This window comes from Pedobacter ginsenosidimutans, assembly GCF_001442625.1.
In the GTDB taxonomy this organism is placed as follows: Bacteria; Bacteroidota; Bacteroidia; order Sphingobacteriales; family Sphingobacteriaceae; genus Pedobacter; species Pedobacter ginsenosidimutans.
The window spans coordinates 110,416-127,996 of record NZ_LMZQ01000009.1; the positions used below are offsets into that span (position 1 = coordinate 110,416).

Here is a 17,581-nt window from a genome sequence, read left to right on the forward strand (position 1 = left end):
TGCTTTAAGGAAATAAATCATCCCGCATTTATTTAACCTTAACAGATCATGAGCATGCTCCATAAAATTGCCTTAACTTTTATTAAATCCATCGGTCCGGTAACGGCCAAAAATCTTCTTGCCTATTGTGGAAGCGCCGAAAATGTATTTTCTGCGAGCAAAAAGCAGCTTTTGCAGATTCCGGGTATTGGAGAGAAAACAATTGAAGCTATTCGTAGTACCGATGCTTTGGTAAGGGCCAGGCAAGAATTAGATTTTATTGAAAAACATGGAATAGAAGTATTGTTTTTCTCTGATGAAAAATATCCCAAAAGGTTAAAGAATTGTATCGATTCGCCAATACTGCTTTATGCCAAAGGTACAGTTGATTTTAACCATCAGCGTATCATCAGCATCGTTGGAACCCGCAATGCAACAAGCTACGGGAAAAATCTCTGTAAGGAATTGTGCGAAGTTTTAGTGCCGTACAATGTTTTGATCGTGAGTGGATTGGCTTATGGAATTGATATAACAGCCCATAAAGAATGCTTGGTAAATAATATTCCTACCGTTGGTGTGCTTGGTCATGGCTTAGATCGAATGTATCCAAAAATTCATAAAACAATTGCTCAAAAAATGGTTTTGAATGGAAGCCTGCTCACCGAATTTCCAATCCTTACCAATCCGGATCGGACTAATTTTCCACAAAGAAACCGAATTATTGCAGGGATTGCAGATGCTACCATTGTAGTTGAAGCATCAAAAAAGGGAGGTGCATTAATTACCGCAGAAATCGCAAATTCTTACAATAAAGATGTGTATGCTTTTCCAGGTAGAACAAATGATGTTTTTTCGGAAGGATGTAATTTCCTGATTAAAACCAATAGAGCGGGGTTAATAAATAATGCTCATGATCTGATTTATTACCTGGGTTGGGATGATGAAGTGGGAGAAAAGAAAAAGGAAGCGCAAACTACGTTACACCTTAGCCTAACCCCTAACGAACAGCGGGTTGTTGATGCATTACAAAGCGGCCAACTTTCTATAGATGAGCTTTGCATTCAGCTGAATATTCAGCAAAGTAAACTGGCAATCGTAATCCTTACATTAGAGATGCAGGGGATTATTGTTTCGCTACCGGGAAAAATTTACAAGTTGGGGTAACGAGGACTAGATATTAGATTTCTCCATTCCGTTTCACTACAGTCGAAATGACGAATCTACTTTCGAAATTGCATTCTGCCCAATAATCAATCTATAATGCCTATCATAATTATAGATTATGGAATTAAATTCTTTTAATTTATGATTTTCGAAATTATGTTTCAAATAAAATATAGTTTATAAAATACTTAATGCCATTGCTTAATTTTGCAACATGTGGTACAATAATATTTTAGAAACCATTGGTAACACGCCATTGGTAAAATTAAATACGATAACAAAAGGAGTTCCGGGAACAATTCTGGCGAAAATAGAGACTACTAATCCAGGCAATTCAATTAAAGACCGCATGGCGGTTAAAATGATTGAAGATGCCGAGAAAAGCGGTAAATTAAAACCTGGTGGAACAATTATAGAAGGAACATCCGGAAATACAGGTATGGGCCTGGCTATGGCGGCCATTATTAAAGGTTATAAATGTATTTTTACCACTACAGATAAACAATCGAAAGAAAAAGTTGATGCTTTACGTGCCTTTGGTGCAGAAGTAATCGTTTGTCCTACAAATGTTGAGCCTGAAGATCCCCGTTCTTATTATTCTGTTTCTTCGCGTTTAGAACGCGAGGTTCCAAATTCATGGAAACCTAATCAGTATGATAACTTAGCCAACTCACAGGCTCATTATGAGCAAACTGGTCCTGAGATATGGGAGCAGACAGAAGGAAAAATTACCCATTTGGTAGTTGGTGTGGGTACTGGTGGAACCATTTCCGGAACCGGGAAATATTTAAAAGAGAAGAATCCAAATATTAAAGTCTGGGGAATCGATACATATGGCTCGGTTTTCAAGAAATATAAAGAAACAGGCATATTTGATAAGGATGAAATTTATCCTTACATCACAGAAGGAATTGGCGAAGATTTCCTTCCGGCAAACGTAAATTTTGATGTAATCGACCTATTCGAAAAGGTTACAGATAAAGACGCTGCTTTGATGACACGCGATATTGCCCGCAAAGAGGGTATTTTTGTAGGTAACTCTGCAGGTGCTGCCATTGGCGGATTAATTCAGCTAAAAGATAAACTTAAGCCAGAAGATGTTGTTGTCGTTATTTTTCACGATCACGGCAGCCGATACATGGGTAAAATGTATAATGAAGATTGGTTACGCGAACGCGGATTTTTACAGGATGAAAAATTAACCGCTAAATCTATCCTAGCCAAAAAAGAAAGCACAGAGATTGTAACACTTGATGCACAAAAATCGGTACTTGAGGCCATCAATACCATTAAATCGATGAATATCTCTCAAATTCCGGTAACGCAACAAGGAATGATTGTAGGTAAAATTGCCGAAAGTGATATTTTAAGTGCATTACTTGAAAATCCAGGCTTAAAATCGGCACCGATTTCAGAAATTATGACGGCTACTTTCCCTTTTGTTGATTTGAACACCTCAATTGATAAAATTTCTTCATTGATCAATAAAGAAAACTCGGCTGTATTGGTAGAAGATGAATCTGGAAAGATCGAAATTATCACACAATACGATATTATTAATGCGATATCGGGGTAAAATTCATTTCGGTTTGTGAGGACACAAACCGAGGCATCTGGAATATCGGGGTAATGAAAGACTAATGATGGTTTAATTCCTGCGATCGTCCTCCTGAACTTGTTTCAGGATCTTTATAGCATGACAATTCCCCTTAAAAAGTGACCAAAATAAAAAACGTCCGGGTAATTATTGCCCGGACGTTTTTCTTTATGCTATTTTCGCTTTGGGTTTTACCTTAAACCCTTCACCTCTAAACCTTCTACCTTAGTGGCTCGGCGCATCGGCATTTACACGCTTAATCTGCGCGCCTAAGGCACGTAAACGGGTGTCGATATCCTGATAGCCACGTTCAATCTGTTCGATGTTATAAATGGTCGATTTACCTTCTGCAGATAAAGCTGCAATTAATAATGAAACTCCAGCCCTAATGTCAGGAGAAGTCATGCTGATTCCACGAAGTTTATATTTTTTATCTATACCATTAACGGTTGCGCGGTGTGGGTCGCATAAAATGATTTGAGCCCCCATATCGATCAGTTTATCCACGAAGAATAAACGGCTTTCGAACATTTTTTGGTGGATTAAAACGTTTCCTTTTGCCTGTGTAGCCACAACCAGAACAATACTCAGCAAATCAGGCGTAAAACCTGGCCAGGGAGAATCGGCAATGGTTAAAATTGAACCATCGATAAAAGTATCGATTTCGTAATGTTTTTGAGAAGGAACATAAATGTCATCGCCACGGCGCTCTAATTTAATGCCCAGTTTTCTGAAAACCTCTGGTATTACACCCAGTTCATCGTAACAAACATTTTTAATGGTAATTTCCGACTCTGTCATTGCAGCCATACCGATAAAAGAGCCAATCTCGATCATATCCGGCAGCATTCTGTGCTCAGTTCCACCTAAAACGCTAACGCCTTCAATAGTTAACAGGTTAGAACCAATGCCCGATATTTTTGCCCCCATGCGGTTAAGCATTTTGCAAAGTTGCTGTAAATAGGGTTCGCAGGCCGCATTGTAAATCGTAGTAGTGCCTTTTGCTAAAACAGCCGCCATTACTATGTTTGCGGTTCCGGTTACCGATGCTTCGTCTAATAAAATATATGCACCCTTTAAATTGGTTGCATCTACATTAAAGAAAGCTTTTTTGCTGTCGTAAACGAATTTTGCGCCTAATTTTTCGAAACCTATAAAGTGTGTGTCCAGTCTTCTACGACCAATTTTATCACCACCCGGTTTCGGGATTGCTGCTTTACCAAAACGTGCCAACAACGGCCCAACAATCATAATCGAACCACGTAAACCACCACCTTTAGCTTTAAAAGTATCAGATTCAAAGAAATTCAAATCAATATTTTTAGCTTCAAAGGTATAGGTGTCTTTATTGATGCGCTCAACGGTAACACCTAAATCGCCAAGTAACTCAATCAGCTTGTTAACATCCTTAATATCGGGAATATTACTGATGGTTACTTTCTTTTCGGTAAGCAATACAGCCGATAAAATCTGTAAAGCCTCATTCTTGGCTCCCTGAGGGGTAATTTCGCCTTTTAATTTAATTCCGCCTGTTATTTCAAATGCGTTCATATTTTTTGTATTTAGTATCAGGTATCAAGTAATAGTGTCGGCCTTTAACCTTCCACCTTATGCCTTTTACCCTTCACCTTTAATATTTAGGTTTATTGTTGTTGTTGCGTTGACGGTTATTGTTGTTGTTATTTTGACGGTTTTTTCCGTTGTTGTTATTATTGTTGCTCCTGCCCCGGTTATTGTTGTTGTTATTACTTTGGCGAGGGTTTTGCGCTCTAAATTCTACTTTGGCCAGGTTAACACCTTCATCAAGTGATAACAATCCGCCAGAAAGGTACTTTAAGTCCTTAATAATGGTATCATCACTTACATTATCTTTATTCCAGGTAACGTAAGCCATTTTCATAAAATTTGCGATGCTTTGAACCATTGCCTTTTTAATTTCGGCATTTTCTTCGCGCATGGCTTTTTCGATCAGATTCTCAACGGTTTTACCATAGTGTTTATAGGTAATTCTTTGTTGAGGGTAGGCCAGGGGCGCTGGTTTAATGTAAGCATTTTCGATTAATGGCTTAGGGTAGGGGCTATCTACATCAATCTGGTAGCCAGAAATAATGTGCAGGTGATCCCAAAGTTTATGCTTAAAATCGGCAACATCACGTAAATGTGGTTGCAAAAAACCCATCAGGTCGATAACCGCCTGGGCATATTTATTACGTTCTTCAATGGTGGGTAATTCGCAGATATACTTCACCATATTTTGTACGTTACGGCCATATTCCGATAAAATCAAATGGCTACGCGTAGTATTATAGTCAAAACTCATGTTCAGATAAATTAATGGATAAATTTTCTGGCGATACGAATTATGAAATAACCAGAAGAGTTTAGGTTATGAATTCACCGAAATGTCTATTGCCAGATTTTCGTTTTATATAGTCAAAGTTAATAAAATTATTCGATTTGTGATATGCTTATCTAAATTGTGATAATTAAGTGGGTGATTTTTATTGAAAATGTTCGTTCAGTAGTTCTTGGCTTCTTCAGTCCCGTTATTCGCTATAGCCCCGATAAAGGATCGGGGGCTGCCGCTGCTACCGGGTTTATTTAACTGTGGATTGTGCTTGTCGGGAGAAGCCTTCCATCGCCAATTAGCTAAAGCTGTTTTAAGTATTTATGCAGTTGGCTGAAGCCAAACTGTAATGAATTTAAGCCTTAATGTTCTTAATCTCTTAATGGTAAAAAGCCTTAAACTTCGTCACTATTCTTCGGGTAATCAAAAAACACCAGTTCTCCTGTTCCTTTGCTTACCATTTGCCACGAATCAAAAGGAAAAGAAATTAATACCATGCCTGCAGTAGGAATGTTGTAAATATCGGCATCGCATAATTCGTTCGCAAAATCTGTAAAACCTGGGTTATGACCAAACATTACTACATGGTCTGCGCCATTATTTAATCCGTTAAGCACTTTAAGCAGGGCTCTGGTATTGGCCTCGTAAATAGATTCTTCAAATTGGATATGGTCTATATTGTAGGCTTCTGCGAAGTATTTAGCTGTAGATTTGGCTCTTTTCGCCGGACTACTTACAATCAGATCTAATTTGAAGCCTTTATTAATCAATCTTTCTGCCATTTCCGGTGCATTTTCTTTGCCACGTTTATTTAGCGGTCGGTCGAAATCTTTTAAATCTAAATTTCCCCAGTCCGATTTACCGTGACGAACCAAAAGTAATTGCTTAGCCATTTAATTTCTCTTTAATTTTATCTACAATTGTTTCAGGCTTAATTAAGTCTATACAGTTTTCAACACCGCAAAGGCAGGGTTTGTTTCCATAAATAGAATTTGGCCTGTTAGGGTGATCAATCTGGATGCAATCGCTTTCCTGTTGTCCGTAACCCAAAAAGCCGGCATATGGATGTGTTGGTCCCCAAATAGACACAACGGGTATACCAACAAGTGATGCCATGTGCATGCCGGATGAATCCATACTTAACATTAAATCCAAGTTTGAAATAATGGCAAGTTCTTCCGTTAAGTTAAAATTACCGATTAAATTATGGGCGTTTTTATACGTTTTCGCCCATTTTTCGCCTACTGCTTGTTCTGTTTTACCACCACCAAATATGAAAAGTTCATAACCTAATCCGCTTAATGTGGCAATTACAGCTTCCATTTTTTCTAAAGCATATACTTTATAAACATGTTGCGCAAAAGGGGAGATGCCTATTTTTTTTGTTGCCTTATTAACAAATAAATCTTGCGCATTGGCTGGAATTTCCTGCGGAGATTTAGCTAGTTTATGATTTAACTTAACACTAAATCCCAATTCGCGGAAAACATCAGCATAACGCTCTACCGTTTGACGGAGGGGCTTAAAAACTTTATTCGTAGTACGTGTTAATGCTTTTTTTTCTGCCCTTCCTTTATCTATCCGTTTAATTTTTGTTCCGGTTAAACGAAAAAAAGTAGAAATTGCCCTGCTCCTCAAATTATCGTGCAGGTCGGCTATTGCATTTGGTTTATAACTGCGAAGTTCCTGATAGAGTTTGTATAAACCATCAATTCCTTTATGAACGGTTTTAGGCTGAATAGGATGGAAAATCAGGTTTGGAATGCCATCAAAAAATGGCTTAAAGGCAGGTCTGCTCACCATGATGAGCGCTGTATTGGGGTTTTGCTCTGAAAATTCGCGTAAAACAGAGGCTGCCATGGCCACATCGCCCATTGCCGAAAAGCGTAAAACGATAATTTTTTGGGTTGCGGCCATATATTGTTTACCACAAAGGCACAAAATTACCAAGGTTATTCTTTGTGTTCTTCGTGTCTTGGTGGTTGATTAATTTATGCTTTATTATACAACACCGGATTTAAACTAGGGTCGTTGTACATTTTCATTTGTTTATATACTTTCATGTATTTTTTGCCTGCCTCAATATCTGCCAATAATTCATCAATACTGGTTGAAAGATCTTCGCGTTGCGATAACAGTACATTTAATTTCGTCTGGCATTGTGCTCGGTGTTCAACGGAGGCACTTTCGCGTTCAGCCTCTTCCTGCATGTGGTAAATTTTTAGTGCCAGGATGGAAAGCCTGTCTATCGCCCATGCAGGGCTTTCTGTATTGATTTTAGCATCAGGCAAAGCCGAAATTCCCTGATAAAGATTTAAGAAATAACCATCAATAAACTCAACCATATCGGTACGTACCTGGTTTTGTGCATCAATACGTCTTTTCCAGCTCAAACCTTCAACAGGATCAATCTGAGGGTTACGCACCACATCTTCCATATGCCATTGTGCCGTATCAATCCAGTTTTTAACGTAAAAAAGATGCTCTAAACTTTCGGCATCATATGGGTTTTCAACCGGATGGTCAATATCATCAAACTTATGGTAGTCTGTAATTACTTGATTAAATATGCGGTTGGCAATTTCACTTATCATGGGGCAAAGATATTAAATAGATTGATTTTTTCCTGACGGGTTGATTACACAGATTTAGAGATTCCACCGATTTATTTGCGAGATTTAAAACAAGATGACTTCGGGCATGGTTTTCCTAAACCCTAAACCCTAAACCCTAAACCCTAAACCCTAAACCCTAAACCTTTCTACTATTAAAATACGCTGTTATCTCCTCCAAAGAAAAAGCATTCAAACATTTATCAGCACTTAAACCACCTTTGCGGGCAACCAGAATACCATAATGCATATCATGGAAACCTTCGGTTCTGTGAGCATCTGGATTTACAGAAAGCAATACACCTTTTTCTAAAGCATAACGGTGCCAGCGCCAGTCTAAATCCAAACGTAAGGGATTCGCATTAATTTCGATTACTACTTTATTTGCTGCACAGGCATCAATAATTTTTTTATAATCTATAGGGTATCCGGCTCTGCTTAACAATAAACGACCAGTTGGGTGTCCTAAAATGGTAGTGTATGGATTTTCAATAGCTTTTAGCAAACGTGCAGTTGCCTTGGCTTCGTCCATGCGTAAATTGCTGTGTACAGAAGCCACTACAAAATCGAATGTTTTTAAAATATCATCCGAATAATCCAATGAGCCATCACTTAAAATATCGCTCTCAATACCTTTGAAGATTTTAAAGGGAGCGAGTTTTTTATTTAGTTCGTCAATTTCCTGGTGTTGACCAAAAACACGTTGCTCGTTTAGGCCTTTTGCATAAACAGCGGTTTTAGAGTGATCGCATATCCCTAAATACTGAAGATTTAAGTTTTCTTTACAATATACAGCCATTTGCTCCAGGGTGTGTACGCCATCGCTCCAGGTAGAGTGGTTGTGCAAACTGCCTTTTAAATCTTCATATTGAATTAAGGTAGGGAGTTTATCAGCTTTCGCCAGTTCAATTTCATCAAAATCTTCACGAAGTTCAGGAACGATGAAAGATAAACCTGCTTTGCTGTAAATTTCTTCTTCACTTGTAAAAGGACCATTGCCTGCTAATGCTAAAACCTGCTCTACATGTTCGGCATTTCCTGTGCGTTTGAACCATTGTAAATAAAATTCAGCTTTTTCAACTACATAAATTTTTATCCTGAAACCAGCTTCAGTAGTGCAGATGAAAGAATTTTCTGCTTCAATCAACGAGAGTGCTTCGAAAGCAGGTAAGTTTTGTTTAAGGGCATCAATTTGTTCCGCACCGATCACAATTTCCAGTTCATCGATAATCTCACAGGCGCGACGGTACTGACCGGTGAAGCCCAAAATGGCACTGTTGTCAATTTTTCCAGTCCAATCAGCAAGCTGTGTAAATAAAGTTTTGGCAAAACCTTCAACCTGCGCGTATAAAAACCGTCCGTTGGCCGCGAGTTTAAATTCGATCGCATTCTTAATTTCTTCCTGGGTTTTTAAACCGAAACCTTTGGCTTCAATTAAGCGGTTTTCGTTGCAGGCATAATACAATTCACCTATACTTTCTATACCCAAGGTACGCCAGATAATGAATATTTTTTTTGGTCCAATGCCTTTTATGGCCAGCATCTCTACTACACCTTCTGGTGTTTTCTCTAGAATTTCGTTAAGCTCTTTTAGTTCTCCTGTTTGGAGAAGTTCAATAATTTTGGAAGCCAGTCCTTTACCAATACCTTCAATTTTATCCAGCTCATCTAAAGGTTTATCCTTTAAAGCAAAGGGTAATTTATCTACCTTAAAATAGGCATTTGCAACAGATTTAATTTTGAAAGGATTTTCTTCGTGCAGTTCCATAAGCTGCGATAAAAGGCGTAAGGTGCGGGCGATGGTCTTATTTTCCATAAACGGTAAAATTAGGAAATAATGCCTCAAATCCCTCTTGTGCTCATAAAATTAAAACACAAATTTATTAAAGCGTTGTTTTACAATCATGAAATCTATAAAATTTGCCCTCTTGGGATTAAGTATGAGCGTAGCCGCTTGTCAATCTACCAGTAAAACAGATCACAATACCGATTCATTAAGTAATTTAGCATCAGCCCCAATGCAAAGTGTTGATGAGCGCTTCCTGATTGTCGCTGGTCGGTCAGTTGGAGAAATTGCACTTGGAGAAGATATGGAAGAGGTAGGTAGAAAATTAGGAAGGCCAAATGCCGGTGATGCCGCAATGGGGAAAGCCTGGGGGATTTGGTACAGTAACGATTCTACCGCGAAACACCGTAACGAAATTGCTGTATATTCTTCTTATCGGGATACGAGCATGCGTGTAAAAGATGTAAAACAGATTAGAATTACCTCCAATAAATTTAAAACAAAAGATGGCCTGACAACTGGGAGCACTTTGGAAGATGCGAAATTGAAGTTCCCAACCATTGAAAAACTTTCTGCCTATTTAAATGAAGATAAAGATACCGTTACGGTTTACGATGCCAAAAAAGATGGAATTGGCTTTGAATTTTTAAAAGGGAAAAGTATTTCCTTAACTGTTCATCAGGTGAATATTCCGGTTAATGCGACTTATCTTACTTTGCATCCCGAATGGAAAGTGATAGAGTAGGAAAGACGTGAGATCGGAGATTTTAGATGTGAGATGAATAATTTCATATAAACCTCGCAGGTTTTTAAACGCTTCAGCCTTCAAAACCTGCGGGGTTAATTATTATTTAATTACTGCTTCGAACGGCATTCTGGCCTGAATGCCAGAGCTTGCAATTACCTTTTTCATTTGTTGGTAAAGCATATAGTTATCGCCAAGTTCTTGTTTGGTGTAATAGGTTTTAATCCTGTCTGTACCCTCATCCATTAATGATTTCCATGGATCAATTACATCTGGATATTCTACAACCTTATAACTCTTTAATTTAGCCTTTTTAGCGGCAGCCTTAATGGCATCGTTAAAACTTCCTATTCGATCAGCTAAACCAATTTGAACGGCATCTGTACCGATCCAAACGTGGCCACCGCCGATGCTATCGATATATGCTTTGCTTTTCTTTCTGCCATCGGCCACACGGCTTACAAAACCGCTGTAAATTCTGTTTAGTTCATTTTGGATGATGAATCTTTCTCCTGCAGTCATAGGGCGGTTAGTGGTCATAATATCGGCGTATTTACCAGTTTTAACGCCATCAAATGTAATTCCCAGTTTGTTGGTCATTAAATTTTGGAAGTTCGGGATAATACCGAATACACCGATTGAGCCTGTAATGGTATTCGGTTGCACAAAGATACTGTCGGCAGCGCAACCAATGTAATAACCGCCTGATGCGGCAACATCGCCAAACGATGCAATAACTGGTTTTTCTTTTCTGGTTAATACAATTTCTCTCCAGATCACGTCTGAAGCCAAGGCGCTACCGCCAGGAGAGTTTACACGTAAAACCACCGCTTTAATGTTATCATCTAAGCGTGCTTTTCTAATTGCCCTGGAAATACGTTCCGAACCGATCTGGTTATCAGAACCTTCGCCGCCACTAATTTCGCCGTTGGCATAAATTACGGCCACTTTATCTTTTCCTTCGCCAGTATCTGTATTGTTTTTGGCATAATCGTTAATCGTAACCGAGCGGATATTTTCACCCCTGGTTCTTCCAGATAATCCCTTCAGTTCTTCTAAAATCTGATCTTTATATTTCAGGGCATCGATCATTTTAAAGTTTACGGCATCTTGTGGTTGCTGTACTTTGTAATTATCGGCAATGTTATAAAGACTATCTTTTTGGATATTTCTGCTTTGTGCAATATCGGTCAGGAAGGTATTGTACAATCCGCCAACATAAGCTGTAACTTGTTTGCGGTTATAATCGCTCATTTTATCTAAAATAAAAGGCTCTACAGCACTTTTATAGTTTCCTACACGGATGACCTGCATTTCTACACCAACTTTTTCTAAAGTTCCTTTAAAGAAAGTTAATTCAGAGCTAAATCCTTTAAATTCTAAAGCACCTTCGGGATTTAAATATACTTTATCGGCCACTGAAGCTAAATAATAAGCACCTTGTGTATACACTTCGCTGTATGCAATAATTTTTTTGTGAGATTTTTTGAAATCGATCAACGCATTCCTAACCTCGCGCAAAGTAGCAAAACCTGCGGTCGGACTGCTCACATTCAGGTAAATACATTTGATATTATCATCTGTTTTGGCTTTTTGTACTGCTTTTAAAAAATCGTTTAAGCCAATCCCATCTTTTTCTTCACCACCAACAATTGGCAGGTTTCCGAATGGGTTTTTGGGTGTACGTTCTGTAATGGCCTGGTCTAGATTTAGGAATAGTACCGAATTGTTAGACACAACAACGGTTTTGTCGCTATCAATAGAAGATATTAAACCCACAACAACTACGAAGCAGATTACAAATACAATTACTATTGATATGAAAAAGCCCAGCATAGAGGCAAATAAATACTTAAAGAATTCTCTCATTTAAATGTTTTAATTTTGTGTTGTAAAGATATAAAAATACATGATGCTTAATAAAGCTTTAGAGTACAGCACGGCTTATTTGTTACTGGGTGGGAATTTAGGCAATAGGGAGGCGAATTTGAAAAGAGCAATCGAACTGGTGAACGATAAAATTGGTAATGTGATAGCCATCTCATCTCTTTATGAAACCGCTGCATGGGGTAAAACCAACCAACCTGCTTTTTTAAATCAGGCTGTAAGTTTACAAACCCGTTTAACGGCACTCGAAGTTTTAGAACGTGCATTAGGTATCGAACAGGAATTGGGCAGGGTAAGGAAAGATAAATGGGGAGAACGGTTAATTGATATCGATCTGATCCTTTTTGGAAATGAAATTATCAATATTCCGGATAAACTTCAGGTACCTCACCCCCATATGCAGGATAGAAAATTTGTAATGGAACCTTTGGCTGAAATTGCACCAGAGGTGGTACACCCTGTACTGGGAGAAACGATTTTGTCCATCTGTCACAATATCGAAGATCCGCTCGAGGTTAAAAAGCTGTAGCACATTAACCTTTCGTTTTCGCAGAAAAGGAACACAGATTTTAAAGGATTAATCTAACGCGTATTGATCTGCGATTTTAATCTTCTTAATCTGCGGGAAAAACTTAATTATATTTTATGATTAGCCGTAGTGCCCCTAAAATGTAATACTGATAAAGCAATATACAGTACCAGGACAAAAGGAATTGCTGCAAATTTTAGAAAAGCAATTAATATAGCCGATAGGATAAGGAAGATAAATTTAATTTTATTTTTCGCCCAGCTTAAATCGCTGAATTTTAAAGAGAATATTTTTATTTCGCTCACCAGTAAAAAACATGTAATTGCTGTAATGGCAATCAGTAAAATGCTGGAAGCAATAACCTGAGGATAATCGTTGGCAATAAAAGGCAGAGAACAGATAAACAAAGTATTCATAGGCGTATTCAAACCAATAAAATCTTCTGTTTGCCTTGTATCATTATTAAATTTGGCTAGTCTAAGTGCCGAAAAAATAGTAATGATAAATCCAAGATAAGGAAGATATTCAGATGAATAATCGCTGGCCTTTAATAAGTGAAACATAATTACCCCTGGTAAGAACCCAAAACTTACCATATCTGCCAAAGAATCAAGATCTTTTCCAATTGCCGATTTTACATTTAATAAACGCGCAACCATACCATCAAAAAAATCGAAAATTCCGGAGAAAATAACAAAATAGGCTGCAGTTTCTAAATTGCCTTTAAATGCAAAAACGATTCCGATACAACCTGAAAAAAGGTTTGCACAGGTAATCGCATTAGGGAAATGTTTTTTCATACGGTTGGAAGGCTGGAGGGTTGGAAGGTTGGAAGGTCGCTGGGAAAACCCTTATACCCTCAACCTTCCAGCCCTTAACCTTAATTTAGCTGTTCATCGAAATTAAGAACTCTTCGTTACTTTTTGTTCCTTTTATTTGAGATTGAACAAATTCCATCGCCTCTTGACTGTTCATATCGGCAAGGTGGTTACGTAAAATCCATACACGTTGTAAAATATCTCTATCTAACAATAAATCATCGCGACGGGTACTTGAAGCCGTAATATCAATTGCAGGGAAGATACGTTTGTTAGATAACTTACGATCTAATTGTAACTCCATGTTACCTGTACCTTTAAATTCTTCGAAGATAACTTCATCCATTTTAGAACCTGTATCGGTTAATGCGGTAGCTAAAATGGTCAATGAACCACCATTTTCAATATTACGTGCTGCACCGAAGAAACGTTTTGGCTTGTGTAATGCGTTTGCATCAACACCACCTGATAATATCTTACCTGATGCCGGTGCTGTTGTATTGTAAGCTCTGGCCAAACGTGTAATCGAATCTAAAAGGATTACCACATCATGTCCGCTTTCTACCAAACGTTTCGATTTCTCTAAAACAATATTGGCAATTTTAACGTGGCGCTCGGCCGGTTCATCAAAAGTAGAGGCAATTACCTCTGCTCTTACACTACGGGCCATATCGGTAACCTCTTCAGGACGTTCATCAATTAATAAGATAATTAAATAAACTTCCGGGTGGTTTTTGGCAATCGCGTTGGCAACCTCTTTAAGCAGGTTGGTTTTACCTGTTTTTGGCTGTGCTACAATTAAACCACGCTGTCCTTTACCAATTGGTGTGAATAAATCCATAATACGGGTAGAGTAATTGCTGTTATCCGTAAATAAATTTAATTTTTCTGTTGGAAAAAGTGGAGTCAAATAGTCGAAAGGAACACGGTCGCGAACCTCAGCAGGAATTCTGCCGTTAATGGTTTCTACGCGAACCAGTGGGAAATATTTTTCACCTTCTTTTGGCGGACGGATGCTACCTTTTACAGTATCACCGGTTTTCAAGCCAAAAAGTTTTATCTGAGACTGCGATACATAAATATCATCAGGAGAAGTTAAATAGTTGTAATCTGCTGAGCGTAAGAAACCGTAACCATCAGGCATAATTTCTAAAACACCCTCATTTGTAATTACGTTATCGAAATCTAAGTTAGAGTAACTGTTTTCGTTTTTGTGGTGATTGCCACCGCCCGGTTGTTTTTGCTGGCGGTTTTCGTCACGCTGCGGTTTTTCCTGCTTTTCTTTAGGCTCTTGTTTTTGTTTCGGAGCTACCGGCAGTACTTCTGCACTTTCTTCTATTAAAGCTGAGATTGGTTTTACACTTTCTTCAGATTCGATAATTCTGTCTGGTTGTCTTTCTGGCTGTTGTTGATGCTGAGGCTCGTCAAATAACGTTACAGCATCTCTTCTTCTTTCAATTGGCGCTGCGGGCTCATCTTTCGTTAACCTTGCTCTTTTTTTAACAGGCTTGTCAGCCGGAGTAGCTGGTTTTTCAGCTGCCACTGTAGAAGCGGCGGCTGCAGCTGCCGCAACTTTTGGTGCTTTTGTAGCTTTGGTTTTAGGCGCAGGAGTAGCTGCAATAGGTTCGATTTCGCTATAAGGATCTGCACCAGCTTTAGCAGCATTTATAATTTCTTGTTGGTGTAAAAGTACTTCAACAAGGTCGATTTTTCTTAGGGAGTCGGCACCTTCAATGCCATAGCTTTTTGCTAGCTCACGTAATTCTGTTGTGAGCTTATCATTTAATTCTGTTTTACTAAACATTCTAAATATATATGTTTCAAGAAATTTTTCATTTGTTTATAACGGATGTTTTCTGTTATAAATCTACACAGGCTTAAATATATTTGTGTTAGTGTAGGCCCGGCAGTTTCATTGTGTATAAATTCTTAAGGCTATAAAACATTAAATGAGTTCATTATGGAAAATGCTCAAATTGTTTCATAATTGTTTACAAGCTGAATAAAAAGCAAAATGTGCTTTTAAAAAATGGTAACAAAAAACAAGTCTTGATAAATTTTTCTGGGATATTCAGATAAACGGTTGAGAAATTATGTTGCAATTGTATGTATTTGAAACGTAATCTGCAAGCAAAAGTTTAAAATGTTTATAAAAATAATTAATGTGAGCATTATTTTGTCGCTCAGAAAACTTAAAAATCTTCATATTTGCAGCAAATAAGCCCATATATGACAAAGCAACAACTTTTCGAGCAGATACAAAAAAAACGTTCATTTTTATGTGTCGGATTAGATTCTTCGTTAGATAAGATACCAAAACACTTATTGAAGTATGAAAATCCAATTCTGGAATTCAATAAACAGATTATTGATGCCACAAAAGATTTATGTGTAGCTTATAAACCCAATACTGCTTTTTATGAGTGTTATGGGAAGAAGGGATGGGAAACTTTGATCGAAACCTGGAAATATATTCCTCAGGATATTTTTTCTATTGCCGATGCTAAACGCGGCGATATTGGCAATACTTCTGCCATGTACGCCGAAACGTTTTTCAATGCTGCATCATCAGATATGAGTTTCGATTCGGTTACCGTAGCACCATATATGGGGAGCGATTCGGTAACACCGTTTTTAACTTTTAAAGATAAGTGGGTAATTCTTTTGGCCTTAACCTCGAATGCTGGCCATGCAGATTTTCAATTGCAGGAAATTGGCGAAGATAAACTTTTCGAAAAAGTACTTAAAACATCGCAAACCTGGGCTACAGATGAACAGATGATGTATGTAGTAGGAGCAACCCGTGGCGCCGCTTTTGGTGATGTACGTAAATTAGCGCCAAATCACTTTCTTTTAGTACCGGGTGTTGGCGCACAGGGAGGAGATTTGAATGAAGTGTGCAAGTATGGCCTAAATTCACAATGCGGATTGCTGATTAATTCTTCGAGAGGCATTATTTATGCCAGCCAGGGAGAAGATTTTGCAGAAAAGGCCAGGGAAGAAGCGCTGAAACTTCAAAAAGAAATGGAGCAGATCCTAGTTAACGCTGATCTTGTTTAGGTAAATAGTTTTTGCTTTAACCACCGAGGCCACAAAGAAAGTTACCTGTTTTCAAATGAATGCCGCTTGGTTAAAACTTTGTGCCCCTTTGCGCCAAACTTGGTGCTCTTTGTGGTTAAAAAATGCTCATGAAATCAAAAATAGACTTAAAACTTATACTCGCCCTATTTGGCGTGGCCTTGATATGGGGTACAACATATTTAGGAATAAGGGTTGCAGTAGAAAGCATTCCGGCCTGGTATGTAACGGCCATTCGCCAATCTGTTGCTTCGATAATTATATTGGTTCTGTTAATTAAACAGAATGAATTAAAATGGATTGGATGGCCGAGCTTTAAACGACAGATCTTATTGTCTATTTTAATGGTGGTAATTGCCAATGGCATGACAACCGTTGCCGAAAAGACTATTCCAAGTGGATTGGCTTCTTTAATTAATGCCACTTCTCCCTTGCTCGTATTTCTCGGATGTGTATTCCTGGGGATTCAAAAGGCCAGTTTAAAGGGATTTATTGGCGTTTTTATCGGTTTTTTAGGTATTGTTTTTATTTTTAGAGATGGCTTGAATGATTTGCTTGAACCAGGTTACCGGAATGGGATTTTATCATTGATAATTGCCGTTTCAGGTTGGACAATAGGCACCATTTATTCGAAGAAACACAGTGGTAAGCCTCAATATATTTTCTTAAATCTATTTTACCAGTTTGTGTTTTCGGCTATTATTCAGCTGGGCTTAGCAATGGTGTTTTCTGGCAAGGCCGATGTAAATTCCTGGAAAACAGAAAGCATATTTGCCACAGTTTATTTAGCTGTTTTCGGGTCTGTTTTGGGTTATTTCTGCTATCATTATGCCCTGAAAAAGGTTTCAGCATCCGAAGTTTCTATCTTAACTTACTTCAATACCATTATTGCCATATTTTTAGGCTGGTTAATTTTAAATGAAAAGGTAGGTATTGACTTAGTAGTTGCAACCGTTTTAATTATTGCAGGGGTTTTTATTACCAATTATAAAAAGAAAGCCGAAGTTAAAGCAACTTAACCTTAAGCTATGTATTGTAA

At 38.1% G+C, this 17,581-nt stretch carries 15 protein-coding genes; 6 read left to right on the forward strand and 9 right to left on the reverse strand.

The features are described 5' to 3' along the window. Positions 1-48: 48 nt before the first annotated feature. Entirely contained in the window at positions 49-1,143 is a 1,095-nt protein-coding gene (dprA, locus tag ASU31_RS13935; RefSeq protein WP_057932905.1) for a DNA-processing protein DprA, read from the forward strand. A gap of 214 nt (positions 1,144-1,357) precedes the next feature. After that, complete coding sequence (locus tag ASU31_RS13940) at positions 1,358-2,719, forward strand: pyridoxal-phosphate dependent enzyme (protein ID WP_029277167.1); 1,362 nt, start codon at positions 1,358-1,360, stop codon at positions 2,717-2,719. Between the two features lie 246 nt (positions 2,720-2,965). Here the strand turns inward: ASU31_RS13940 and murA are convergent, their stop codons facing one another. The 6 genes from murA to ASU31_RS13970 form a co-directional block, all read right to left on the reverse strand. Continuing rightward, entirely contained in the window at positions 2,966-4,291 is a 1,326-nt protein-coding gene (murA, locus tag ASU31_RS13945) for a UDP-N-acetylglucosamine 1-carboxyvinyltransferase (protein WP_057932906.1), read from the reverse strand. 79 nt (positions 4,292-4,370) lie between these two features. Beyond that, the gene (locus ASU31_RS13950) at positions 4,371-5,060 is read right to left on the reverse strand and encodes a DUF4290 domain-containing protein (protein WP_057932907.1); all 690 of its coding nucleotides are present in this window, start codon (positions 5,058-5,060) and stop codon (positions 4,371-4,373) included. Between the two features lie 422 nt (positions 5,061-5,482). After that, positions 5,483-5,980 carry a SixA phosphatase family protein gene (locus ASU31_RS13955; protein ID WP_057932908.1) on the reverse strand — a complete coding sequence of 166 codons (498 nt, stop codon included), beginning with the start codon at positions 5,978-5,980 and terminating at the stop codon, positions 5,483-5,485. Next, positions 5,973-7,004: a glycosyltransferase family 9 protein gene (locus tag ASU31_RS13960; protein WP_057932909.1), complete on the reverse strand. Its 1,032-nt coding sequence runs from the start codon at positions 7,002-7,004 to the stop codon at positions 5,973-5,975. The genes ASU31_RS13955 and ASU31_RS13960 overlap by 8 nt, the downstream gene beginning before the upstream one ends. Before the next feature lie 74 nt (positions 7,005-7,078). Further along, complete coding sequence (locus ASU31_RS13965; protein WP_057932910.1) at positions 7,079-7,681, reverse strand: DUF4254 domain-containing protein; 603 nt, start codon at positions 7,679-7,681, stop codon at positions 7,079-7,081. 157 nt (positions 7,682-7,838) lie between these two features. Then, a complete protein-coding gene (locus ASU31_RS13970) occupies positions 7,839-9,515 on the reverse strand; it encodes a DNA polymerase/3'-5' exonuclease PolX (protein WP_057932911.1) in 1,677 nt (558 codons plus the stop codon). Positions 9,516-9,603: 88 nt separating this feature from the next. On the opposite strand from ASU31_RS13970, the gene ASU31_RS13975 reads away from it, so the two are divergent. Further along, on the forward strand, positions 9,604-10,230 hold the full coding sequence (locus ASU31_RS13975; RefSeq protein WP_157258015.1) for a hypothetical protein: 627 nt from the start codon (positions 9,604-9,606) through the stop codon (positions 10,228-10,230). 102 nt (positions 10,231-10,332) lie between these two features. Here the strand turns inward: ASU31_RS13975 and sppA are convergent, their stop codons facing one another. Beyond that, positions 10,333-12,099, reverse strand: coding sequence for a signal peptide peptidase SppA (sppA, locus tag ASU31_RS13980; RefSeq protein WP_057932913.1), 1,767 nt, complete (start codon positions 12,097-12,099; stop codon positions 10,333-10,335). A 40-nt stretch (positions 12,100-12,139) separates the two neighbouring features. Between sppA and folK the strand changes: the two genes are divergently transcribed. Continuing rightward, a complete protein-coding gene (folK, locus tag ASU31_RS13985) occupies positions 12,140-12,646 on the forward strand; it encodes a 2-amino-4-hydroxy-6-hydroxymethyldihydropteridine diphosphokinase (RefSeq protein WP_057932914.1) in 507 nt (168 codons plus the stop codon). Between the two features lie 107 nt (positions 12,647-12,753). On the opposite strand, the gene pssA is transcribed toward folK, so the two are convergent. Together pssA and rho are read right to left on the reverse strand one after the other, a co-directional pair. Continuing rightward, positions 12,754-13,446: a CDP-diacylglycerol--serine O-phosphatidyltransferase gene (pssA, locus tag ASU31_RS13990; RefSeq protein WP_057932915.1), complete on the reverse strand. Its 693-nt coding sequence runs from the start codon at positions 13,444-13,446 to the stop codon at positions 12,754-12,756. Positions 13,447-13,531: 85 nt separating this feature from the next. Further along, the gene (gene rho / locus ASU31_RS13995) at positions 13,532-15,268 is read right to left on the reverse strand and encodes a transcription termination factor Rho (RefSeq protein ID WP_057932916.1); all 1,737 of its coding nucleotides are present in this window, start codon (positions 15,266-15,268) and stop codon (positions 13,532-13,534) included. A gap of 425 nt (positions 15,269-15,693) precedes the next feature. On the opposite strand from rho, the gene pyrF reads away from it, so the two are divergent. Next, complete coding sequence (gene pyrF / locus ASU31_RS14000) at positions 15,694-16,524, forward strand: orotidine-5'-phosphate decarboxylase (protein ID WP_057932917.1); 831 nt, start codon at positions 15,694-15,696, stop codon at positions 16,522-16,524. 128 nt (positions 16,525-16,652) lie between these two features. Further along, a complete protein-coding gene (locus tag ASU31_RS14005; RefSeq protein WP_057933022.1) occupies positions 16,653-17,561 on the forward strand; it encodes a DMT family transporter in 909 nt (302 codons plus the stop codon). Positions 17,562-17,581: the final 20 nt, after the last annotated feature.